Origin of the sequence: Streptomyces sp. NBC_01216 (assembly GCF_035994945.1) — a bacterium.
GTDB lineage: Bacteria > Actinomycetota > Actinomycetes > Streptomycetales > Streptomycetaceae > Streptomyces.
Genome location: NZ_CP108677.1, coordinates 6,001,554 through 6,016,247 on the forward strand (window position 1 = coordinate 6,001,554; position 14,694 = coordinate 6,016,247).

13 protein-coding genes are annotated in these 14,694 nt (G+C 70.4%); 10 read left to right on the top strand and 3 right to left on the bottom strand.

Features of this window, described 5'->3' with window-relative positions:
* Position 1: 1 nt before the first annotated feature.
* Positions 2-904 carry a RecB family exonuclease gene (locus OG393_RS26945; protein ID WP_327377283.1) on the bottom strand — a complete coding sequence of 301 codons (903 nt, stop codon included), beginning with the start codon at positions 902-904 and terminating at the stop codon, positions 2-4.
* Between OG393_RS26945 and OG393_RS26950 the strand changes: the two genes are divergently transcribed.
* The 3 genes from OG393_RS26950 to OG393_RS26960 all read left to right on the top strand — a co-directional run bounded on the left by OG393_RS26950 (position 828) and on the right by OG393_RS26960 (position 4,041).
* Positions 828-2,318 carry a site-2 protease family protein gene (locus tag OG393_RS26950; protein WP_442817365.1) on the top strand — a complete coding sequence of 497 codons (1,491 nt, stop codon included), beginning with the start codon at positions 828-830 and terminating at the stop codon, positions 2,316-2,318. The two genes, OG393_RS26945 and OG393_RS26950, sit on opposite strands and share 77 nt — an antisense overlap.
* A 21-nt stretch (positions 2,319-2,339) precedes the next feature.
* A complete protein-coding gene (locus OG393_RS26955) occupies positions 2,340-3,227 on the top strand; it encodes a tRNA (adenine-N1)-methyltransferase (RefSeq protein ID WP_019884997.1) in 888 nt (295 codons plus the stop codon).
* 232 nt (positions 3,228-3,459) lie between these two features.
* Positions 3,460-4,041, top strand: a complete 582-nt coding sequence (locus OG393_RS26960) for a hypothetical protein (protein WP_327377285.1) — start codon at positions 3,460-3,462, stop codon at positions 4,039-4,041.
* Positions 4,042-4,098: 57 nt separating this feature from the next.
* Here the strand turns inward: OG393_RS26960 and OG393_RS26965 are convergent, their stop codons facing one another.
* A complete protein-coding gene (locus OG393_RS26965) occupies positions 4,099-4,410 on the bottom strand; it encodes a ferredoxin (RefSeq protein ID WP_327377286.1) in 312 nt (103 codons plus the stop codon).
* A 241-nt stretch (positions 4,411-4,651) separates the two neighbouring features.
* On the opposite strand from OG393_RS26965, the gene arc reads away from it, so the two are divergent.
* The 5 genes from arc to prcA all read left to right on the top strand — a co-directional run bounded on the left by arc (position 4,652) and on the right by prcA (position 10,445).
* Entirely contained in the window at positions 4,652-6,418 is a 1,767-nt protein-coding gene (arc, locus tag OG393_RS26970) for a proteasome ATPase (RefSeq protein WP_327377287.1), read from the top strand.
* A gap of 224 nt (positions 6,419-6,642) precedes the next feature.
* Positions 6,643-8,154, top strand: a complete 1,512-nt coding sequence (gene dop / locus OG393_RS26975) for a depupylase/deamidase Dop (protein ID WP_327377288.1) — start codon at positions 6,643-6,645, stop codon at positions 8,152-8,154.
* Between the two features lie 143 nt (positions 8,155-8,297).
* On the top strand, positions 8,298-8,510 hold the full coding sequence (locus tag OG393_RS26980; protein ID WP_327377289.1) for a ubiquitin-like protein Pup: 213 nt from the start codon (positions 8,298-8,300) through the stop codon (positions 8,508-8,510).
* A 264-nt stretch (positions 8,511-8,774) separates the two neighbouring features.
* Positions 8,775-9,614 carry a proteasome subunit beta gene (gene prcB / locus OG393_RS26985; protein WP_327377290.1) on the top strand — a complete coding sequence of 280 codons (840 nt, stop codon included), beginning with the start codon at positions 8,775-8,777 and terminating at the stop codon, positions 9,612-9,614.
* A 69-nt stretch (positions 9,615-9,683) separates the two neighbouring features.
* Positions 9,684-10,445, top strand: a complete 762-nt coding sequence (gene prcA, locus OG393_RS26990) for a proteasome subunit alpha (protein ID WP_327377291.1) — start codon at positions 9,684-9,686, stop codon at positions 10,443-10,445.
* 261 nt (positions 10,446-10,706) lie between these two features.
* Here prcA and OG393_RS26995 read toward each other — a convergent pair whose 3' ends face one another.
* Positions 10,707-11,726 carry a LacI family DNA-binding transcriptional regulator gene (locus OG393_RS26995; protein WP_327377292.1) on the bottom strand — a complete coding sequence of 340 codons (1,020 nt, stop codon included), beginning with the start codon at positions 11,724-11,726 and terminating at the stop codon, positions 10,707-10,709.
* A 134-nt stretch (positions 11,727-11,860) separates the two neighbouring features.
* Between OG393_RS26995 and OG393_RS27000 the strand changes: the two genes are divergently transcribed.
* Positions 11,861-13,183, top strand: coding sequence for an MFS transporter (locus OG393_RS27000; protein WP_327377293.1), 1,323 nt, complete (start codon positions 11,861-11,863; stop codon positions 13,181-13,183).
* A 9-nt stretch (positions 13,184-13,192) separates the two neighbouring features.
* Positions 13,193-14,554, top strand: a complete 1,362-nt coding sequence (pafA, locus tag OG393_RS27005; RefSeq protein ID WP_327377294.1) for a Pup--protein ligase — start codon at positions 13,193-13,195, stop codon at positions 14,552-14,554.
* Positions 14,555-14,694: the final 140 nt, after the last annotated feature.

The following is a 14,694-nucleotide window of genomic DNA, read 5'->3' on the forward strand; positions in this document are numbered from 1 at the left end:
TCTACGGGGCGGGCGGGACCGGCCCCATTCTGCCCTGCCCCGATTCGTCCGGCTCCGGCGGGCGTGCGGAGACGATCTCCAGCGGGTACACCGGGGGAGTGCCGCCGAACTCCGGGCACACCGCCTGGTGGTCGCACCAGCCGCACAGCTTCGTCGGCCGGGGCCGCCACTCCCCGGTCTCCGTCGCCAGCCGGATCGCCTCCCACAGCGCCAGCAGCTTCCGCTCCACCCGGAGCAGGTCGGCCTCCACCGGGTCGTACGTCAGCACGTCCCCGCTGCCCAGATAGACCAGCTGCAGGCGCCGCGGCACCACCCGCTTCAGCCGCCAGATCACCAGCGCGTAGAACTTCATCTGGAACAGGGCACCCTCGCTGTACTCCGGCCGCGGCGCCTTGCCCGTCTTGTAGTCGACGATCCGCACCTCGCCCGTCGGGGCCACGTCGACCCGGTCGATCACCCCTCGCAGCCGCAGCCCCGAATCCAGCTCCGTCTCGACGAACAGCTCGCGCTCCGCCGGCTCCAGCCGCGTCGGGTCCTCCAGCGTGAACCACCGCTCGACCAGCTGCTCCGCCTCGCCGAGCCAGTGGGCCAGACGCTCGCCCTCGGCGTCTTCCGCGAACAGCCCGGCCAGCTCCGGTCTCGACTCCAGAAGCCGGTCCCACTGCCCCGGAACCAGCGACTTCGCCCGCGGCGCCGTCCGCTCCACCGCCGGGGCGTCGAAGAGTCGCTCCAGCACCGCGTGCACCAGCGTGCCCCGGGTCGCCGCCTCGCTCGGCTTCTCCGGCAGCCTGTCGATCACCCGGAACCGGTACAGCAGGGGACACTGCATGAAGTCGCTCGCCCGCGAGGGCGACAGCGACACGGGGGCGCGGGGCCCCGCCGGCGGCTGCTCGCTCGTACTCATGACCCAGACCCTACGACCCGCCACCGACAGCGAGCGGCATACCATCGACGACAGACCCCTCACACCGCATGATCGAGACGCGACGCGGTACCGCGACGGAGCGGATCACACAGTTCGGCCACGAAAGGAACCCGTGAACCAGGACGACGAGCGCGGCGAGAACGACCGGCCGCGGTCCGGCGCATCGGAACCCGGGCCAGACGAACCGCGGCGGCCCGGCGGTCCCGCCGGCGGCGGAGGCGACAAGCCGCGACGTGCCGAGGAGCCCGGCGGCGGCATCCTCATGGGCCGGCCCTTCGGCGTGCCCGTCTACGTCGCCCCCAGCTGGTTCCTCGTCGCCGCCCTCATCACCTGGGTCTTCGGCGACCAGATCCAGCGCGTACTGCCCGACCTCGGAGCCGCCCGCTACCTGGTCTCCCTGTTCTTCGCGGTCGCCTTCTACGCGTCCGTCCTGGTCCACGAACTGGCCCACACCGTCGCCGCGCTCCGGTTCAAACTCCCCGTGCGCCGTATCCAGCTCCAGTTCTTCGGCGGCGTCTCCGAGATCGAGAAGGAGACCGAGACCCCCGGGCGTGAATTCGTGCTCGCCTTCGTCGGTCCGCTGCTCTCCCTCGTCCTCGCCGGTGTCTTCTACCTCACCCTCTACGCCGTCGAACCCGGCACCGTCCCCGGTGTCCTCCTCGGCGGCCTGATGATCTCCAACCTGATCGTGGCGGTCTTCAACCTGCTGCCCGGGCTTCCGCTGGACGGCGGCCGGATGCTGCGCGCCGTGGTCTGGAAGATCACCGGCAAGCCGATGAGCGGCACCGTCGCCGCCGCCTGGGTCGGCCGCGCGCTCGCCGTCGCCGTCCTCATCGGCCTGCCGCTGCTCACCCGCACGGGTCTCCTCGGGAACGAGACCGACGAGATCAGCGGCATGGACACCGTCACCGACGCCCTGCTGGCCGCGATCCTCGCCGCGATCATCTGGACCGGCGCCGGCAACAGCCTGCGCATGGCCCGCCTGCGCGAACACCTCCCCGAACTGGGTGCCCGCAGCCTCACCCGCCGCGCCATCCCGGTGGAACCGGCCACCCCGCTCTCCGAGGCGCTGCGCCGCGCCAACGAGGCCGGCGCCCGCGCCCTCGTCGTCGTCGACGGCCAGGGCACCCCCACCGGACTGGTCCGCGAGACCGCCATCGCCGGAGTCCCGCAGCACCGTCGCCCCTGGGTGGCCGTCAGCGGCCTGGCCCAGGACCTCACCGAGGGCATGCGGGTGCCGGCCGAGCTGTCCGGCCAGCCCCTCCTGGACCACCTGCGCGCCAGCCCCGCCACCGAGTACCTCGTCGTCGAGGACACCGGGGAGATCTACGGAGTGCTCTCCACCGCGGACGTGGAACGCGCCTTCGTCCGGGCCATGGCAAGACCCTCCTGATAACCCCGGTACTCTGGTCACATGTCCGAACCGACCGGTGCCGCCCGCCGACGCGGGCCCTTCAAGGTCGGGGACCAGGTCCAGCTCACCGACCCCAAGGGACGCCACTACACGTTCACGCTCGAGGCCGGGAAGAACTTCCACACCCACAAGGGTTCCTTCCCCCACGACGAGCTGATCGGTGCTCCCGAGGGCAGTGTTGTCCGTACCACGGGAAACGTCGCCTACCTTGCGCTGCGCCCCCTGCTCCCCGACTACGTCCTGTCCATGCCCCGCGGCGCCGCCGTGGTCTACCCCAAGGACGCGGGGCAGATCCTGGCCTTCGCCGACATCTTCCCCGGCGCGCGCGTCGTGGAAGCCGGGGTCGGCTCGGGCTCGCTCAGCAGCTTCCTGCTCCGCGCCATCGGCGACAGCGGAATGCTGCACTCCTACGAGCGCCGTGAGGACTTCGCGGAGATCGCCAAGGGCAACGTCGAGCGCTACTTCGGCGGGCCCCACCCCGCCTGGCAGCTGACCGTCGGCGACCTCCAGGACAACCTGTCCGACACCGACGTCGACCGCGTCATCCTGGACATGCTCGCTCCCTGGGAATGCCTCGAGGCCGTCTCCAAGGCGCTCGTGCCCGGCGGCATCCTCTGCTGCTACGTGGCCACCACCACCCAGCTCGCCCGCACCGTGGAGTCCATCCGTGAGTTCGGCTGCTACGCCGAGCCGCAGCCCTGGGAGTCCATGATCCGCAACTGGCACGTCGAGGGCCTGGCCGTCCGCCCGGACCACCGGATGATCGGCCACACCGGCTTCCTGGTCACCGCGCGCCGCCTGGCCGACGGGGTCGAGCCGCCGATGCGCCGCCGCCGTCCGGCCAAGGGCGCCTACGGCGAGGACTACGAAGGTCCCAACAAGGGCTGACGTCCCTCGGGCCTGACGTCCCGACAACGACGCCGTGCCGCCGTACACTTCCCGCCCCGCGTGTGGAAGTGCACGGCGGCACATCGACGTTCGGGCGTGTGCGGGTTCGCTTTCGGCATCGCCGTGCGCGGGCTTCCCGCGGTCCCCGTACCCCGGCTGTTCCGCCCGGCTGTGACCTGTGGCACGATGCCCGACAACTCCTTCCGCGCCACCTTCACAGGAGACTTCTCGCGTGCAGCCCTCCGCGGTCCCGGACCTCGCGCACACCCACGCCCGGCCGGTGCACTGGCTGGCCACCGCCACCGCGATGGCCGCGGTCGTCGCCCTGGCCGGCCTGATGCAGCCCGCGCCCGCGACCGCGATCACCGAGGCGGGCCCGAGGACGGCTCCGGCCGCCGTCCCCGCGGCGGCATCCGCTCCGGACTCCGCCACGGCCGAGTACCCCCTCCGGTGCGCCGGCGCGCCCACCAGGGTCGTCCGGCAGGGCCAGGGGGACCTGGACGGCGACGGCATCCCCGAGACCGTTGCGGTCGTGCACTGCGAAGCGGGATCCGGGACCCCGCCCAGCGGCATATACGTGCTCACCCGGGGTGAGCACGGCACCGCGCGTGTGGTGGCCACGCTGGTGGACCCGGCCCTGCGGAGGAGCGTCGCCGACTTCGCGGTGCGCGACGGCGCGGTCACCGCGACCCTGCTCGGCTACTCGTCCCCCGACGTGCCCAGCTGCTGCCCCGACGAGCGGGAGCGGTTCAAGTGGCGCTGGCAGGGTGGCGTGTTCGTACGCACCACTCCGGACGGCGCCCTCGCCCGGTGAACCGCGGCACACCCCTCCCGGAAGACCACGGAGCGTGAGAGTCGGGCGCCGTTCCCGTCACTCCGCGTCAGGCCCGTAGACCTCGGTCCCGTCCGAGACCCGGCGCACGTGGATGCAGTCGCCGGGGCACTCCTTCGCGGAGTCCGCCACGTCCCGGAGCAGCGGCAGCGGCACCGGTGTGGTGGCCCCCGCGTCCTGGAGCAGTTCGTCGTCGGCGCTCTTGACGTACGCCAGCCCGTCGATGTCGAGCTCGAAGACCTCGGGCGCGTACTGCACGCAGATCCCGTCCCCGGTGCAGAGGTCCTGGTCGATCCAGACCTCCAGCGCCTCGCCGGCGCCCGCCGTCGGGGCCTCGTGCTGCACGGTCATATTCCCTGCCGTTTCTGCGTCGCGTTCCTAAGTCCGGTCAAGCCTGACGGGTGTTGACCACTCACGACGATACAACCGCCCGCTTTCCGATGTTGATGGGTGGGTATTCACCTGGCGTGAGGGGAAGCGCAAGGGTGAAGATCGGACACACCCGACAGTCTTTGTGATCTAGGGGTTTCAATCACCACCCACGCAGGTAGGGTCAGGAAGCGTCCAGCTCCCCTTGGAGGAGGTGAGGACCGTGGCAGCCCACGACGACGACATCAACCGCGGCATCCGGCCGGGGCGGGGGTCTGAAGACCCCGCCGGCCAGGTTGCCTATCTCGAGCAGGAAATCGCCGTCCTGCGCCGCAAGCTCGCCGACTCTCCGCGCCATACGAGGATTCTCGAAGAGCGGATCGTCGAGCTGCAGACAAACCTGGCCGGCGTGTCCGCGCAGAACGAGCGGCTCGCCCATACTCTCCGCGAGGCCCGCGACCAGATCGTGGCACTCAAGGAGGAGGTCGACCGGCTCGCACAGCCACCGGCCGGCTTCGGTGTCTTCCTGCAGTCCAACGAGGACGGCACCTGCGACATCTTCACCGGGGGCCGCAAGCTCCGGGTGAACGTCAGTCCCAGCGTCGAGCTCGAGGAGCTCCGGCGTGGCCAGGAGGTCATGCTCAACGAAGCGCTCAACGTGGTCGAGGCCATGGAGTTCGAGCGGGCCGGGGACATCGTCACCCTCAAGGAGATCCTCGAGGACGGCGAGCGCGCCCTGGTGATCGGGCACACCGACGAGGAGAGGGTGGTGAGGCTCGCGGACACCCTGCTGGACATCACCATCCGCCCCGGCGACGCCCTGCTGCTCGAACCCAGGTCCGGATACGTCTACGAGGTGATCCCCAAGAGCGAGGTCGAGGAGCTCGTCCTCGAAGAGGTCCCCGACGTCGACTACGACAAGATCGGCGGTCTGGGCGGCCAGATCGAGATGATCCGCGACGCGGTCGAACTCCCGTACCTCTACCCGGACCTCTTCAAGGAGCACGAACTGCGTCCGCCGAAGGGCATCCTGCTCTACGGACCGCCCGGATGCGGCAAGACGCTCATCGCCAAGGCGGTGGCCAACTCCCTTGCCAAGAAGGTCGCCGAGGTGACCGGACAGCCCGCGGGGAAGTCCTACTTCCTGAACATCAAGGGCCCGGAGCTCCTCAACAAGTACGTCGGCGAGACCGAGCGGCACATCCGCCTCGTCTTCCAGCGTGCCCGGGAGAAGGCGAGCGAGGGGACCCCCGTCATCGTCTTCTTCGACGAGATGGAGTCCCTCTTCCGCACCCGCGGGTCCGGGGTCAGCTCGGATGTGGAGAACACCATCGTCCCGCAGCTGCTCGCCGAGATCGACGGCGTGGAGGGGCTGGAGAACGTCATCGTCATCGGTGCCTCCAACCGCGAGGACATGATCGACCCCGCGATCCTTCGGCCCGGCCGGCTGGACGTCAAGATCAAGATCGAGCGTCCGGACGCGGAGGCCGCCAAGGACATCTTCGCCAAGTACCTCACTCCCACCCTGCCGCTGCACTCGGACGACCTGTCCGAGCACCAGGGCTCGCGGGAGGCCGCCGCGCACGGAATGATCCAGTCCGTCGTGGAGCAGATGTACGCGGAATCCGAGGAGAACCGCTTCCTGGAGGTCACGTACGCCAACGGCGACAAGGAAGTCCTCTACTTCAAGGACTTCAACTCCGGAGCGATGATCCAGAACATCGTCGACCGGGCGAAGAAGATGGCCATCAAGGCATTCCTCGACCACAACCAGAAGGGCATTCGCGTCTCCCACCTCCTCCAGGCGTGCGTGGACGAGTTCAAGGAGAACGAGGACCTGCCCAACACCACCAACCCCGACGACTGGGCCCGGATCTCCGGAAAGAAGGGCGAGCGGATCGTCTTCATCCGCACGCTCGTCACCGGAAAGCAAGGCGCGGACACGGGACGCTCCATCGACACGGTGGCGAACACCGGTCAGTACCTGTAGGTCGCAACCGGCTGCGGATGTCCGGACCACGGGCATCCGCAGCCGGCTGTTTTTCCCCCGCAGCAAAGACGTAATCGATCTCCCCACCGGCGCGGAGTCGCTCTAGGCTCTTCGGTACCGCCGAGTCGCGCTCAGTGCGGGGACGGGCACCGCACCAGCATCGGCAGAGAGCGGTACTTGAGCGCCGCGCCCGAAGGGGAGCGCCGCCGGGCAAGGAGGGCCGCATGACCGTACGGCGAGTAATGGGCATCGAGACGGAGTACGGGATCTCCGTCCCGGGGCACCCGAACGCCAATGCCATGCTCACCTCGTCCCAGATCGTCAACGCCTACGCGGCGGCGATGCACCGGGCGCGACGCGCCCGCTGGGACTTCGAGGAGGAGAATCCGCTGCGGGACGCCCGCGGCTTCGACCTCGCCCGCGAGGCCGCGGACTCGAGCCAGCTCACCGACGAGGACATCGGCCTCGCCAACGTGATCCTCACCAACGGAGCCCGTCTCTACGTCGACCACGCCCACCCCGAGTACAGCGCTCCCGAGGTGACCAACCCCCGCGACGCCGTGCTCTGGGACAAGGCCGGCGAGCGGATCATGGCCGAGGCCGCCGAGCGCGCCGCCCAGCTGCCCGGGGCCCAGCCGATCCACCTGTACAAGAACAACACCGACAACAAGGGCGCCTCCTACGGCACGCACGAGAACTACCTCATGAAGCGGGAGACCCCGTTCTCCGACATCGTGCGCCACCTGACCCCGTTCTTCGTGTCCCGGCAGGTCGTGACCGGCGCGGGCCGGGTCGGCATCGGGCAGGACGGCCGCGACCACGGCTTCCAGATCAGTCAGCGCGCCGACTACTTCGAGGTCGAGGTCGGCCTGGAGACCACCCTCAAACGGCCCATCATCAACACCCGCGACGAACCGCACGCGGACGCCGAGAAGTACCGGCGGCTCCACGTGATCATCGGCGACGCCAATCTGTCCGAGATCTCGACCTACCTCAAGCTCGGCACCACGGCCCTGGTCCTGTCGATGATCGAGGACGGCTTCATCAACGTCGACCTCGCCGTGGACCAGCCGGTCCGTACCCTGCACCAGGTCTCCCACGACCCGGCCCTCCAGCACCTGATCACGCTCCGCAGCGGCCGGACGCTGACGGCCGTCCAGCTCCAGATGGAGTATTTCGAGCTGGCCAGGAAGTACGTGGAGGAGCGCTTCGGGGCGGACGCCGACGAGCAGACCAAGGACGTCCTGAGCCGCTGGGAGGACACCCTCAACCGGCTCGAGAACGATCCGATGAGCCTGGCCGGCGAGCTGGACTGGATCGCCAAGCGGGAGCTCATGGAGGGGTACCGGCGGCGGGACGGCCTGGACTGGGACGCGGCCCGGCTGCACCTGGTCGACCTCCAGTACGCCGACGTACGGCCCGAGAAGGGCCTGTACAACCGTCTGGTGGCCCGCGGCCGCATGAAGAGGCTCCTGGACGAGAACGAGGTCGTACGGGCCGAGACGAAGCCCCCGGAGGACACCAGGGCCTATTTCCGGGGCCGCTGCCTGGAGCAGTACGCGGACGACGTCGCCGCGGCCTCCTGGGACTCGGTCATCTTCGACCTGCCGGGGCGGGACTCCCTGCAACGGGTACCGACCCTGGAGCCCCTGCGGGGGACCAGGAACCACGTCAAGGAACTGCTGGACCGGTGCAGGACGGCCGAGGAACTGGTCCAGGTCCTGTCCGGCGCCTGAAGCCTGAAATACCCGGGCACTGGGAATCATGGGACTAGTGCCCGGGCGTTGTACCAAACTGCGGGGCCGATGTCAGACCTGGCTTGTAGGGTCTGATCTTGAGAGACCCAACCGAGCGGGCCGATTCGAGCGGGGTGAGGGATATGGCGACCAAGGACACCGGCGGCGGACAGCAGAAGGCGACGCGTTCCACGGAGGAGGTCGAGGAGACGACCGCGGAGGAGAGCTCCGACCTCAAGGAACGCCAGGAGAAGCTGAGCGACGACGTCGACTCCGTGCTGGACGAGATCGACGACGTGCTCGAGGAGAACGCCGAGGACTTCGTACGCTCGTTCGTGCAGAAGGGTGGCGAGTAGCGCGCTCGCGCCCCTCGCCCACGGGGCTCCGGCCCGCGCGCCGCGCCGCGGCGCGCGGAGACGGGCCACGTCCGTCCGGCGGGGACGCCGCACCGCTGAGTGCCTCGCCGATCCGCGGAACCTCCCCCGCGGTACATGTGGATCACGGCCACGAGACGGGTAGGGTCCGTGACGTACGGTGCATCAACTGCAATACGGCCACCGGCTCGTTGGGAGAGATCCCGACACGACGCGCCGGGCCGACTCATACCTGGAGGGACACGCGTGGAAGCCAACACTCGGAGCACCGGGCGTCTACCCGCTGCCTTCCTGACGCCGGGATCGTCCTCCTTCATGGACTTCCTCTCCGACCACTCGCCGGACCTGCTCCCGGGTCACCGGAAGCTGCCCGAGGGGGTCGTCGAGGCACCGCACGGCACCACGATCGTCGCCGCCACCTTCCCCGGTGGCGTGGTGCTCGCCGGCGACCGGCGGGCGACGATGGGCAACATGATCGCCCAGCGGGACATCGAGAAGGTCTTCCCGGCCGACGAGTACTCCGCCGTGGGCATCGCCGGTACGGCCGGTCTCGCCGTGGAGATGGTCAAGCTGTTCCAGCTGGAGCTGGAGCACTTCGAGAAGGTGGAGGGGGCGACCCTCTCCCTGGAGGGCAAGGCCAACCGCCTCTCCACCATGATCCGCGGCAATCTCGGCATGGCGATGCAGGGCCTCGCGGTCGTGCCGCTCTTCGCCGGCTGGGACGAGGGCAAGGAGAAGGGCCGGATCTTCTCCTACGACGTCACCGGCGGCCGTTCCGAGGAACACGGCTTCGCCGCCACGGGCTCCGGATCGATCTTCGCCCGGGGGTCGATGAAGAAGCTCTTCCGCCCCGACCTGACGGAGCAGCAGGCCACCACGCTCGTCGTGCAGGCGCTGTACGACGCGGCCGACGACGACTCGGCGACCGGTGGACCGGACCTCTACCGGCACATCTACCCGATCGTCACCGTCATCACCGACGAGGGCTTCCGCAGACTCAGCGAGGAGGAGTCCTCGGCGCTCGCCCGCTCGGTCACCGATCGGCGCCTGGAGCAGCCCGACGGCCCGCGCGCCGCCCTGCTCTGACCATCCGCCGCCTCTCCCGGACCACGTCCGGGGGACCCCCAGCGCCCAGCAGAAAGGGACGGATACCCGGTGTCGACTCCGTTCTACGTCTCACCCCAGCAGGCCATGGCCGACCGGGCCGAGTACGCCCGCAAGGGCATCGCCCGGGGCCGCAGCCTCGTCGTCCTCCAGTACACCGACGGCATCGTCTTCGTCGGCGAGAACCCGTCCCGGGCTCTCCACAAGTTCAGTGAGATCTACGACCGGATCGGCTTCGCCGCGGCCGGCAAGTACAACGAGTACGAGAACCTCCGCATCGGCGGTGTCCGCTACGCCGACCTGCGCGGCTACACCTACGACCGGGACGACGTGACCGCCCGCGGTCTGGCCAACGTCTACGCCCAGACGCTCGGCACGATCTTCTCCAGCGCGGGCGAGAAGCCCTACGAGGTGGAGCTGGTCGTCGCCGAGGTAGGCACCGAGCCGGCGGGCGACCAGATCTACCGGCTCCCGCACGACGGGTCGATCGTCGACGAGCACGGCTCGGTCGCGGTCGGCGGCAACGCCGAACAGATCGGCAGCTTCCTCGACCAGCGGCACCGCGACGGCATGTCCCTGGCGGAGGCGCTGAAGCTGGCCGTGCAGGCGCTCTCGCGCGACACGAACGGCAGCGAGCGGGAGATTCCCGCCGAGCGCCTGGAGGTGGCGGTCCTGGACCGTACGCGTCCGCAGCAGCGCAAGTTCAAGCGGATCGTCGGACGTCAGCTGGTGCGTCTCCTGGAGGCGGACAACGCCGCGATCGCGAAGACGGACGACCCCTCGGACGAGATTCCGGAGGAGTCGGCGGAGTAGGTCCTCCGGGGTCCTCCGTACGGCTCTTCTGCCGGCCCCCGGTACCCGCGAGCGGGCACCGGGGGCCGCGCCGTGCCGGACGACGCCGGGTCCCGCGGCGGGTCGCTTCCGCGGCCCGAAGGGGCGCGCGGCGCCGCCGGACGCGCCCGGCGGAAAGCCCGCCGCAGGCCCGGCGCGCGTTCGCCGCCCGGCCCCGTGCCGAACCCCTCGGTACGGCCCGGACGTGGCGCGGCAGCCGCCGCCGGCTTGCCCGGACGGCGGTCAGAGCCGTGGCGGCGGACCCGAGGAGGCGCGGGGAACCAGTGTGACGGGCAGGTCGCCCGCCTCCGGCCGCTCACCCGCCAGCACCGCGAGGAGCGCGGCCATGCCGCGTTCCCCGATGGACTCGGCGGGAAGCCGGACCGTGGTCAGTTCGGGCTCCAGCGCCGTGGCGAGGGCCAGGTCGTCGAAGCCGGTGACCGAGACGTCCTCGGGCACGCGCAGGCCGAGCCGCCGCACCGCCTTGCAGGCGCCCGCCGCCAGGATGTCGTCGTCACAGATCAGCGCGGTGGGCCGGGGCCCCGGCCCGGTCAGCGCGCGCACCGTCGCGGCGCGCGCTCCGTCGACGTGCAGGGGGGCCCGCACGGTGCGGACGGTCCTGCCTCGAAGCGCCTCCGTCAGCGCCGCGGCGCGCACGTCGAAGGTCCAGGACGGCACGGCCGAGGCGAGATGGACGAAGTCGCGGTGGCCGAGGCCGAGCAGATGCCGGGTGACCTGGCGCATGCCGTCGGCCACGTCGAGGTTCACCTGCGCGGCGGTCCCGGTGTCAGCGGGGTCGCTGTCGAGCATGACGAGCGGCAGGTCCGTCCCCCGGAACGCCCCCAGGGCGTCGGAGGCCATCGAGGAGGCGATCACACCGTCCAGGGCGGCGCGGGCCGAGGCGAACGGGTCCCTGGCCGGCCCCACGCCGTCCGGGGAGGGGTAGAGGACCACGCCGAAGCCGTGCCGGGCGGCGACCGTGGCGGCCCCGGTGTAGACGCGGGCGAAGAACTCGTTGGTCAGGGCCGGAACCACCAGCAGAGCGGTCCTGGTGTGCCCGAGCCGGAGGTTGCGGGCGGCGAGGTTCGGCCGGTACCCGAGCCCCGCCGCGGCCTCCCGCACGGACTCCGCCGTCCGCTCCGAGACACGGCCGCGCCACTTGTCGCCCAGCACCAGGGAGACGGTGGCCTGCGAGACCCCGACGGCCCTGGCCACGTCCCGACTGGTCGGCCGCGGTCCGCCGAGCGGCTCCGGGGTGTGCACATGCGCCTCCGCGATGACGGTCCTGGCTCTTCCGTGGTCCGCGGGCTGGACCCCCGGACTGCCGTCATGGTACGTATGACGGCAGACGTTATACGTAAAACCTCGGGGTGGGTGCCGGGGGAGAGGAGACCGGCATGGCCATCGAGGCCCAGGCGACGGGCGGCTATCGCGACATCCTCAGGGCGCCGCACGCCCTGCGGCTGCTCGTCGGAACGCTCGTCGGACGACTCCCCAACGGCACCGGCCCCCTCGCCCTCGTGCTCTTCACCCGGTCCGAGGGCGGCAGCTACAGCCTGGCCGGCGGCCTCACCGCCGCGTACGGCGTCGCCACGGCCGTCGGGCAGCCCCTGCTGGGCAGGGCCGTCGACCTCAAGGGCCAGCCGCGCGTCCAGCTTCCGGCAGCCCTCGTCTCCGCCCTCGGCATGACCGTCCTGGCCGTCTGCGGCATCGGCCACCTCGTCCTCGCCTATGCGGCGGTCCTCGTCGCCGGACTGTTCACCCCACCCCTCGAAGGAGGGCTGCGCGCCCTCTGGCCGAGCGTGCTGGGCCGCGAGGACCGGGTCCACCGGGCCTACGCGCTGGACGCCGTCGCCCAGGAGGTCATGTTCACCCTCGGCCCCCTGCTGCTCACCCTCCTCGTCGCCCTGAGGTCGCCTGCCGTCGCCCTCGTCGTCATCAACGTCCTCGGCGTCCTCGGCGCGCTCTCCGTCGTGCTCAGCGAGCCCTCGCGCGTCTGGCGCTCCGAGCCGCGCGAGGCCCACTGGCTCGGCGCCCTGCGCTCGCCCGGACTGCTCGCCCTGCTCGGCTCCTTCTTCTTCGTCGGCCTCGCGCTCGGCTCCATCACCGTCGCCGCCCTGGCGTACGCGGACGATCGGGGCGACGGACCGGCCTACGGCTGGCTGATGGCGGCGCTCGGCCTCGGCGCCCTCGTCGGCGGTGTCCTCTACGGCGCGCGCCAGTGGGCCGGGGCGCCAGAGCGGCGGCTGCGGGTGATCGTCGGACTGCTCGCGCTGGGATACCTGCCGCTGACGCTCACGCCGGGTGTGCCGGCGATGACCGGGCTCGCCGCGCTCTCCGGCGTGTTCCTCGCCCCCGCCCTCGCCTGCGGGTTCATCGTGGTGGACCGGCACGCGCCGAGCGGTACCGTGACCGAGGCGTTCTCGTGGCTGGTGACCACCTTCGGCGTCGGGGCCGCCCTCGGCTCCGCCGTCGCCGGGCCCGTCGTCGAACTCTCCGGCACCGCGGCGGGTTTCGGCGTCGCCGGAGCGGGCGGCACCGCGGCCCTCCTGGTCCTCCTGGCCACCGGCCGGGTCCTCGCGGCCCCCGGCCGCACGGCACGACACGCCGTCGCGGCCGGCGGCGGGAACCCCGGACAGGCCGAAAAGAACACGCACGCATCGGAAATTGATCGAAACGGGGCCGCCGAACCCGGTTTCAGCACACGCCGTCAGGCGTAATGTTCAGTCATGGACCGCCGCATTTTCGGGCTGGAGAACGAGTACGGCGTCACGTGCACGTTCAGGGGACAGCGCCGACTGTCTCCTGACGAAGTGGCGCGCTACCTCTTCCGCCGTGTCGTGTCATGGGGCCGCAGCAGCAATGTCTTCCTGCGGAACGGCGCCCGCCTGTACCTCGACGTGGGTTCGCATCCGGAATACGCAACTCCCGAATGCGACAACGTGACCGAACTGGTCACGCACGACAAGGCCGGGGAGCGCATTCTCGAGGGCCTGCTCGTCGACGCCGAACGCCGCCTGCACGAGGAGGGAATCGCGGGCGACGTCTATCTCTTCAAGAACAACACCGATTCGGCGGGAAACTCCTACGGTTGCCACGAGAACTATCTCGTCGCCCGTCACGGAGAGTTCTCCCGGCTCGCGGACATCCTCATTCCCTTCCTCGTCACCCGACAGCTCATCTGCGGCGCCGGGAAGGTCCTCCAGACCCCACGAGGCGCCGTCTTCTGCGTCTCCCAGCGGGCCGAGCACATCTGGGAGGGCGTCAGCTCCGCGACCACCCGTTCCCGGCCCATCATCAACACCCGCGACGAACCGCACGCGGACGCCGAGCGGTACCGCCGGCTCCACGTCATCGTCGGCGACTCGAACATGTCCGAGACGACCATGCTGCTCAAGGTCGGCGCGACCGACCTCGTCCTGCGCATGATCGAGGCGGGCACCGTGATGCGCGACCTGACGCTGGAGAACCCCATCCGGGCCATCCGCGAGGTCAGCCACGACATCACCGGACAGCGCAAGGTCCGCCTCGCCAGCGGCCGCGAGGCATCCGCCCTGGAGGTCCAGCGCGAGTACTACGAGAAGGCCGCGGACTTCGTCGACCGCCGCGGCATCCGCACCGGCACCGTCGCCCAGGTCCTGGAGCTGTGGGGCCGCACGCTCGACGCCATCGAGGCGGAGGACCTCGACCGCATCGGCACCGAGATCGACTGGGTCATGAAGCACAAGCTCATCGAGCGGTACCGGGCGAAGAACAACATGACCATGTCGCACCCGCGGGTCGCGCAGATAGACCTCGCCTACCACGACATCCACCGCCGCCGAGGGCTCTACTACCTCCTGGAGCGGAAGGGCCAGGCCGCCCGGATCTGCAACGACATGAAGATCTTCGAGGGCAAGTCCGTGCCCCCGCAGACCACCAGGGCCCGGCTGCGCGGCGACTTCATCCGTCGCGCCCAGGAACAGCGGCGGGACTTCACCGTCGACTGGGTCCACCTCAAGCTCAACGACCAGGCACAGCGCACGGTGTTGTGCAAGGACCCCTTCCGGTCGGTCGACGACCGGGTGGAGAAGCTGATCGCCGGCATGTAGGGCGTCGGTCCCACGGCACGTCGAAGGCCCCGCGCGTGCGCGGGGCCTTCGCGTGTCCCGGGCCTCCCGCGGCATCCGGTCTGATCGGGCCGCCACCCTCTAGAGTGTCCGGCAACTACTGTGCCGTCTGAGATCTGAGG

Coding starts and splice junctions, on each gene's coding strand:
- OG393_RS27000 (WP_327377293.1), top strand. CDS start 11,861: ATGGCCATCGAGGCCCAGGCGACGGGCGGCTATCGCGACATCCTCAGG.
- OG393_RS26965 (WP_327377286.1), bottom strand. CDS start 4,410: ATGACCGTGCAGCACGAGGCCCCGACGGCGGGCGCCGGCGAGGCGCTG.
- pafA (WP_327377294.1), top strand. CDS start 13,193: ATGGACCGCCGCATTTTCGGGCTGGAGAACGAGTACGGCGTCACGTGC.
- OG393_RS26955 (WP_019884997.1), top strand. CDS start 2,340: ATGTCCGAACCGACCGGTGCCGCCCGCCGACGCGGGCCCTTCAAGGTC.
- OG393_RS26980 (WP_327377289.1), top strand. CDS start 8,298: ATGGCGACCAAGGACACCGGCGGCGGACAGCAGAAGGCGACGCGTTCC.
- dop (WP_327377288.1), top strand. CDS start 6,643: ATGACCGTACGGCGAGTAATGGGCATCGAGACGGAGTACGGGATCTCC.
- OG393_RS26950 (WP_442817365.1), top strand. CDS start 828: ATGAAGTCGCTCGCCCGCGAGGGCGACAGCGACACGGGGGCGCGGGGC.
- OG393_RS26945 (WP_327377283.1), bottom strand. CDS start 904: ATGAGTACGAGCGAGCAGCCGCCGGCGGGGCCCCGCGCCCCCGTGTCG.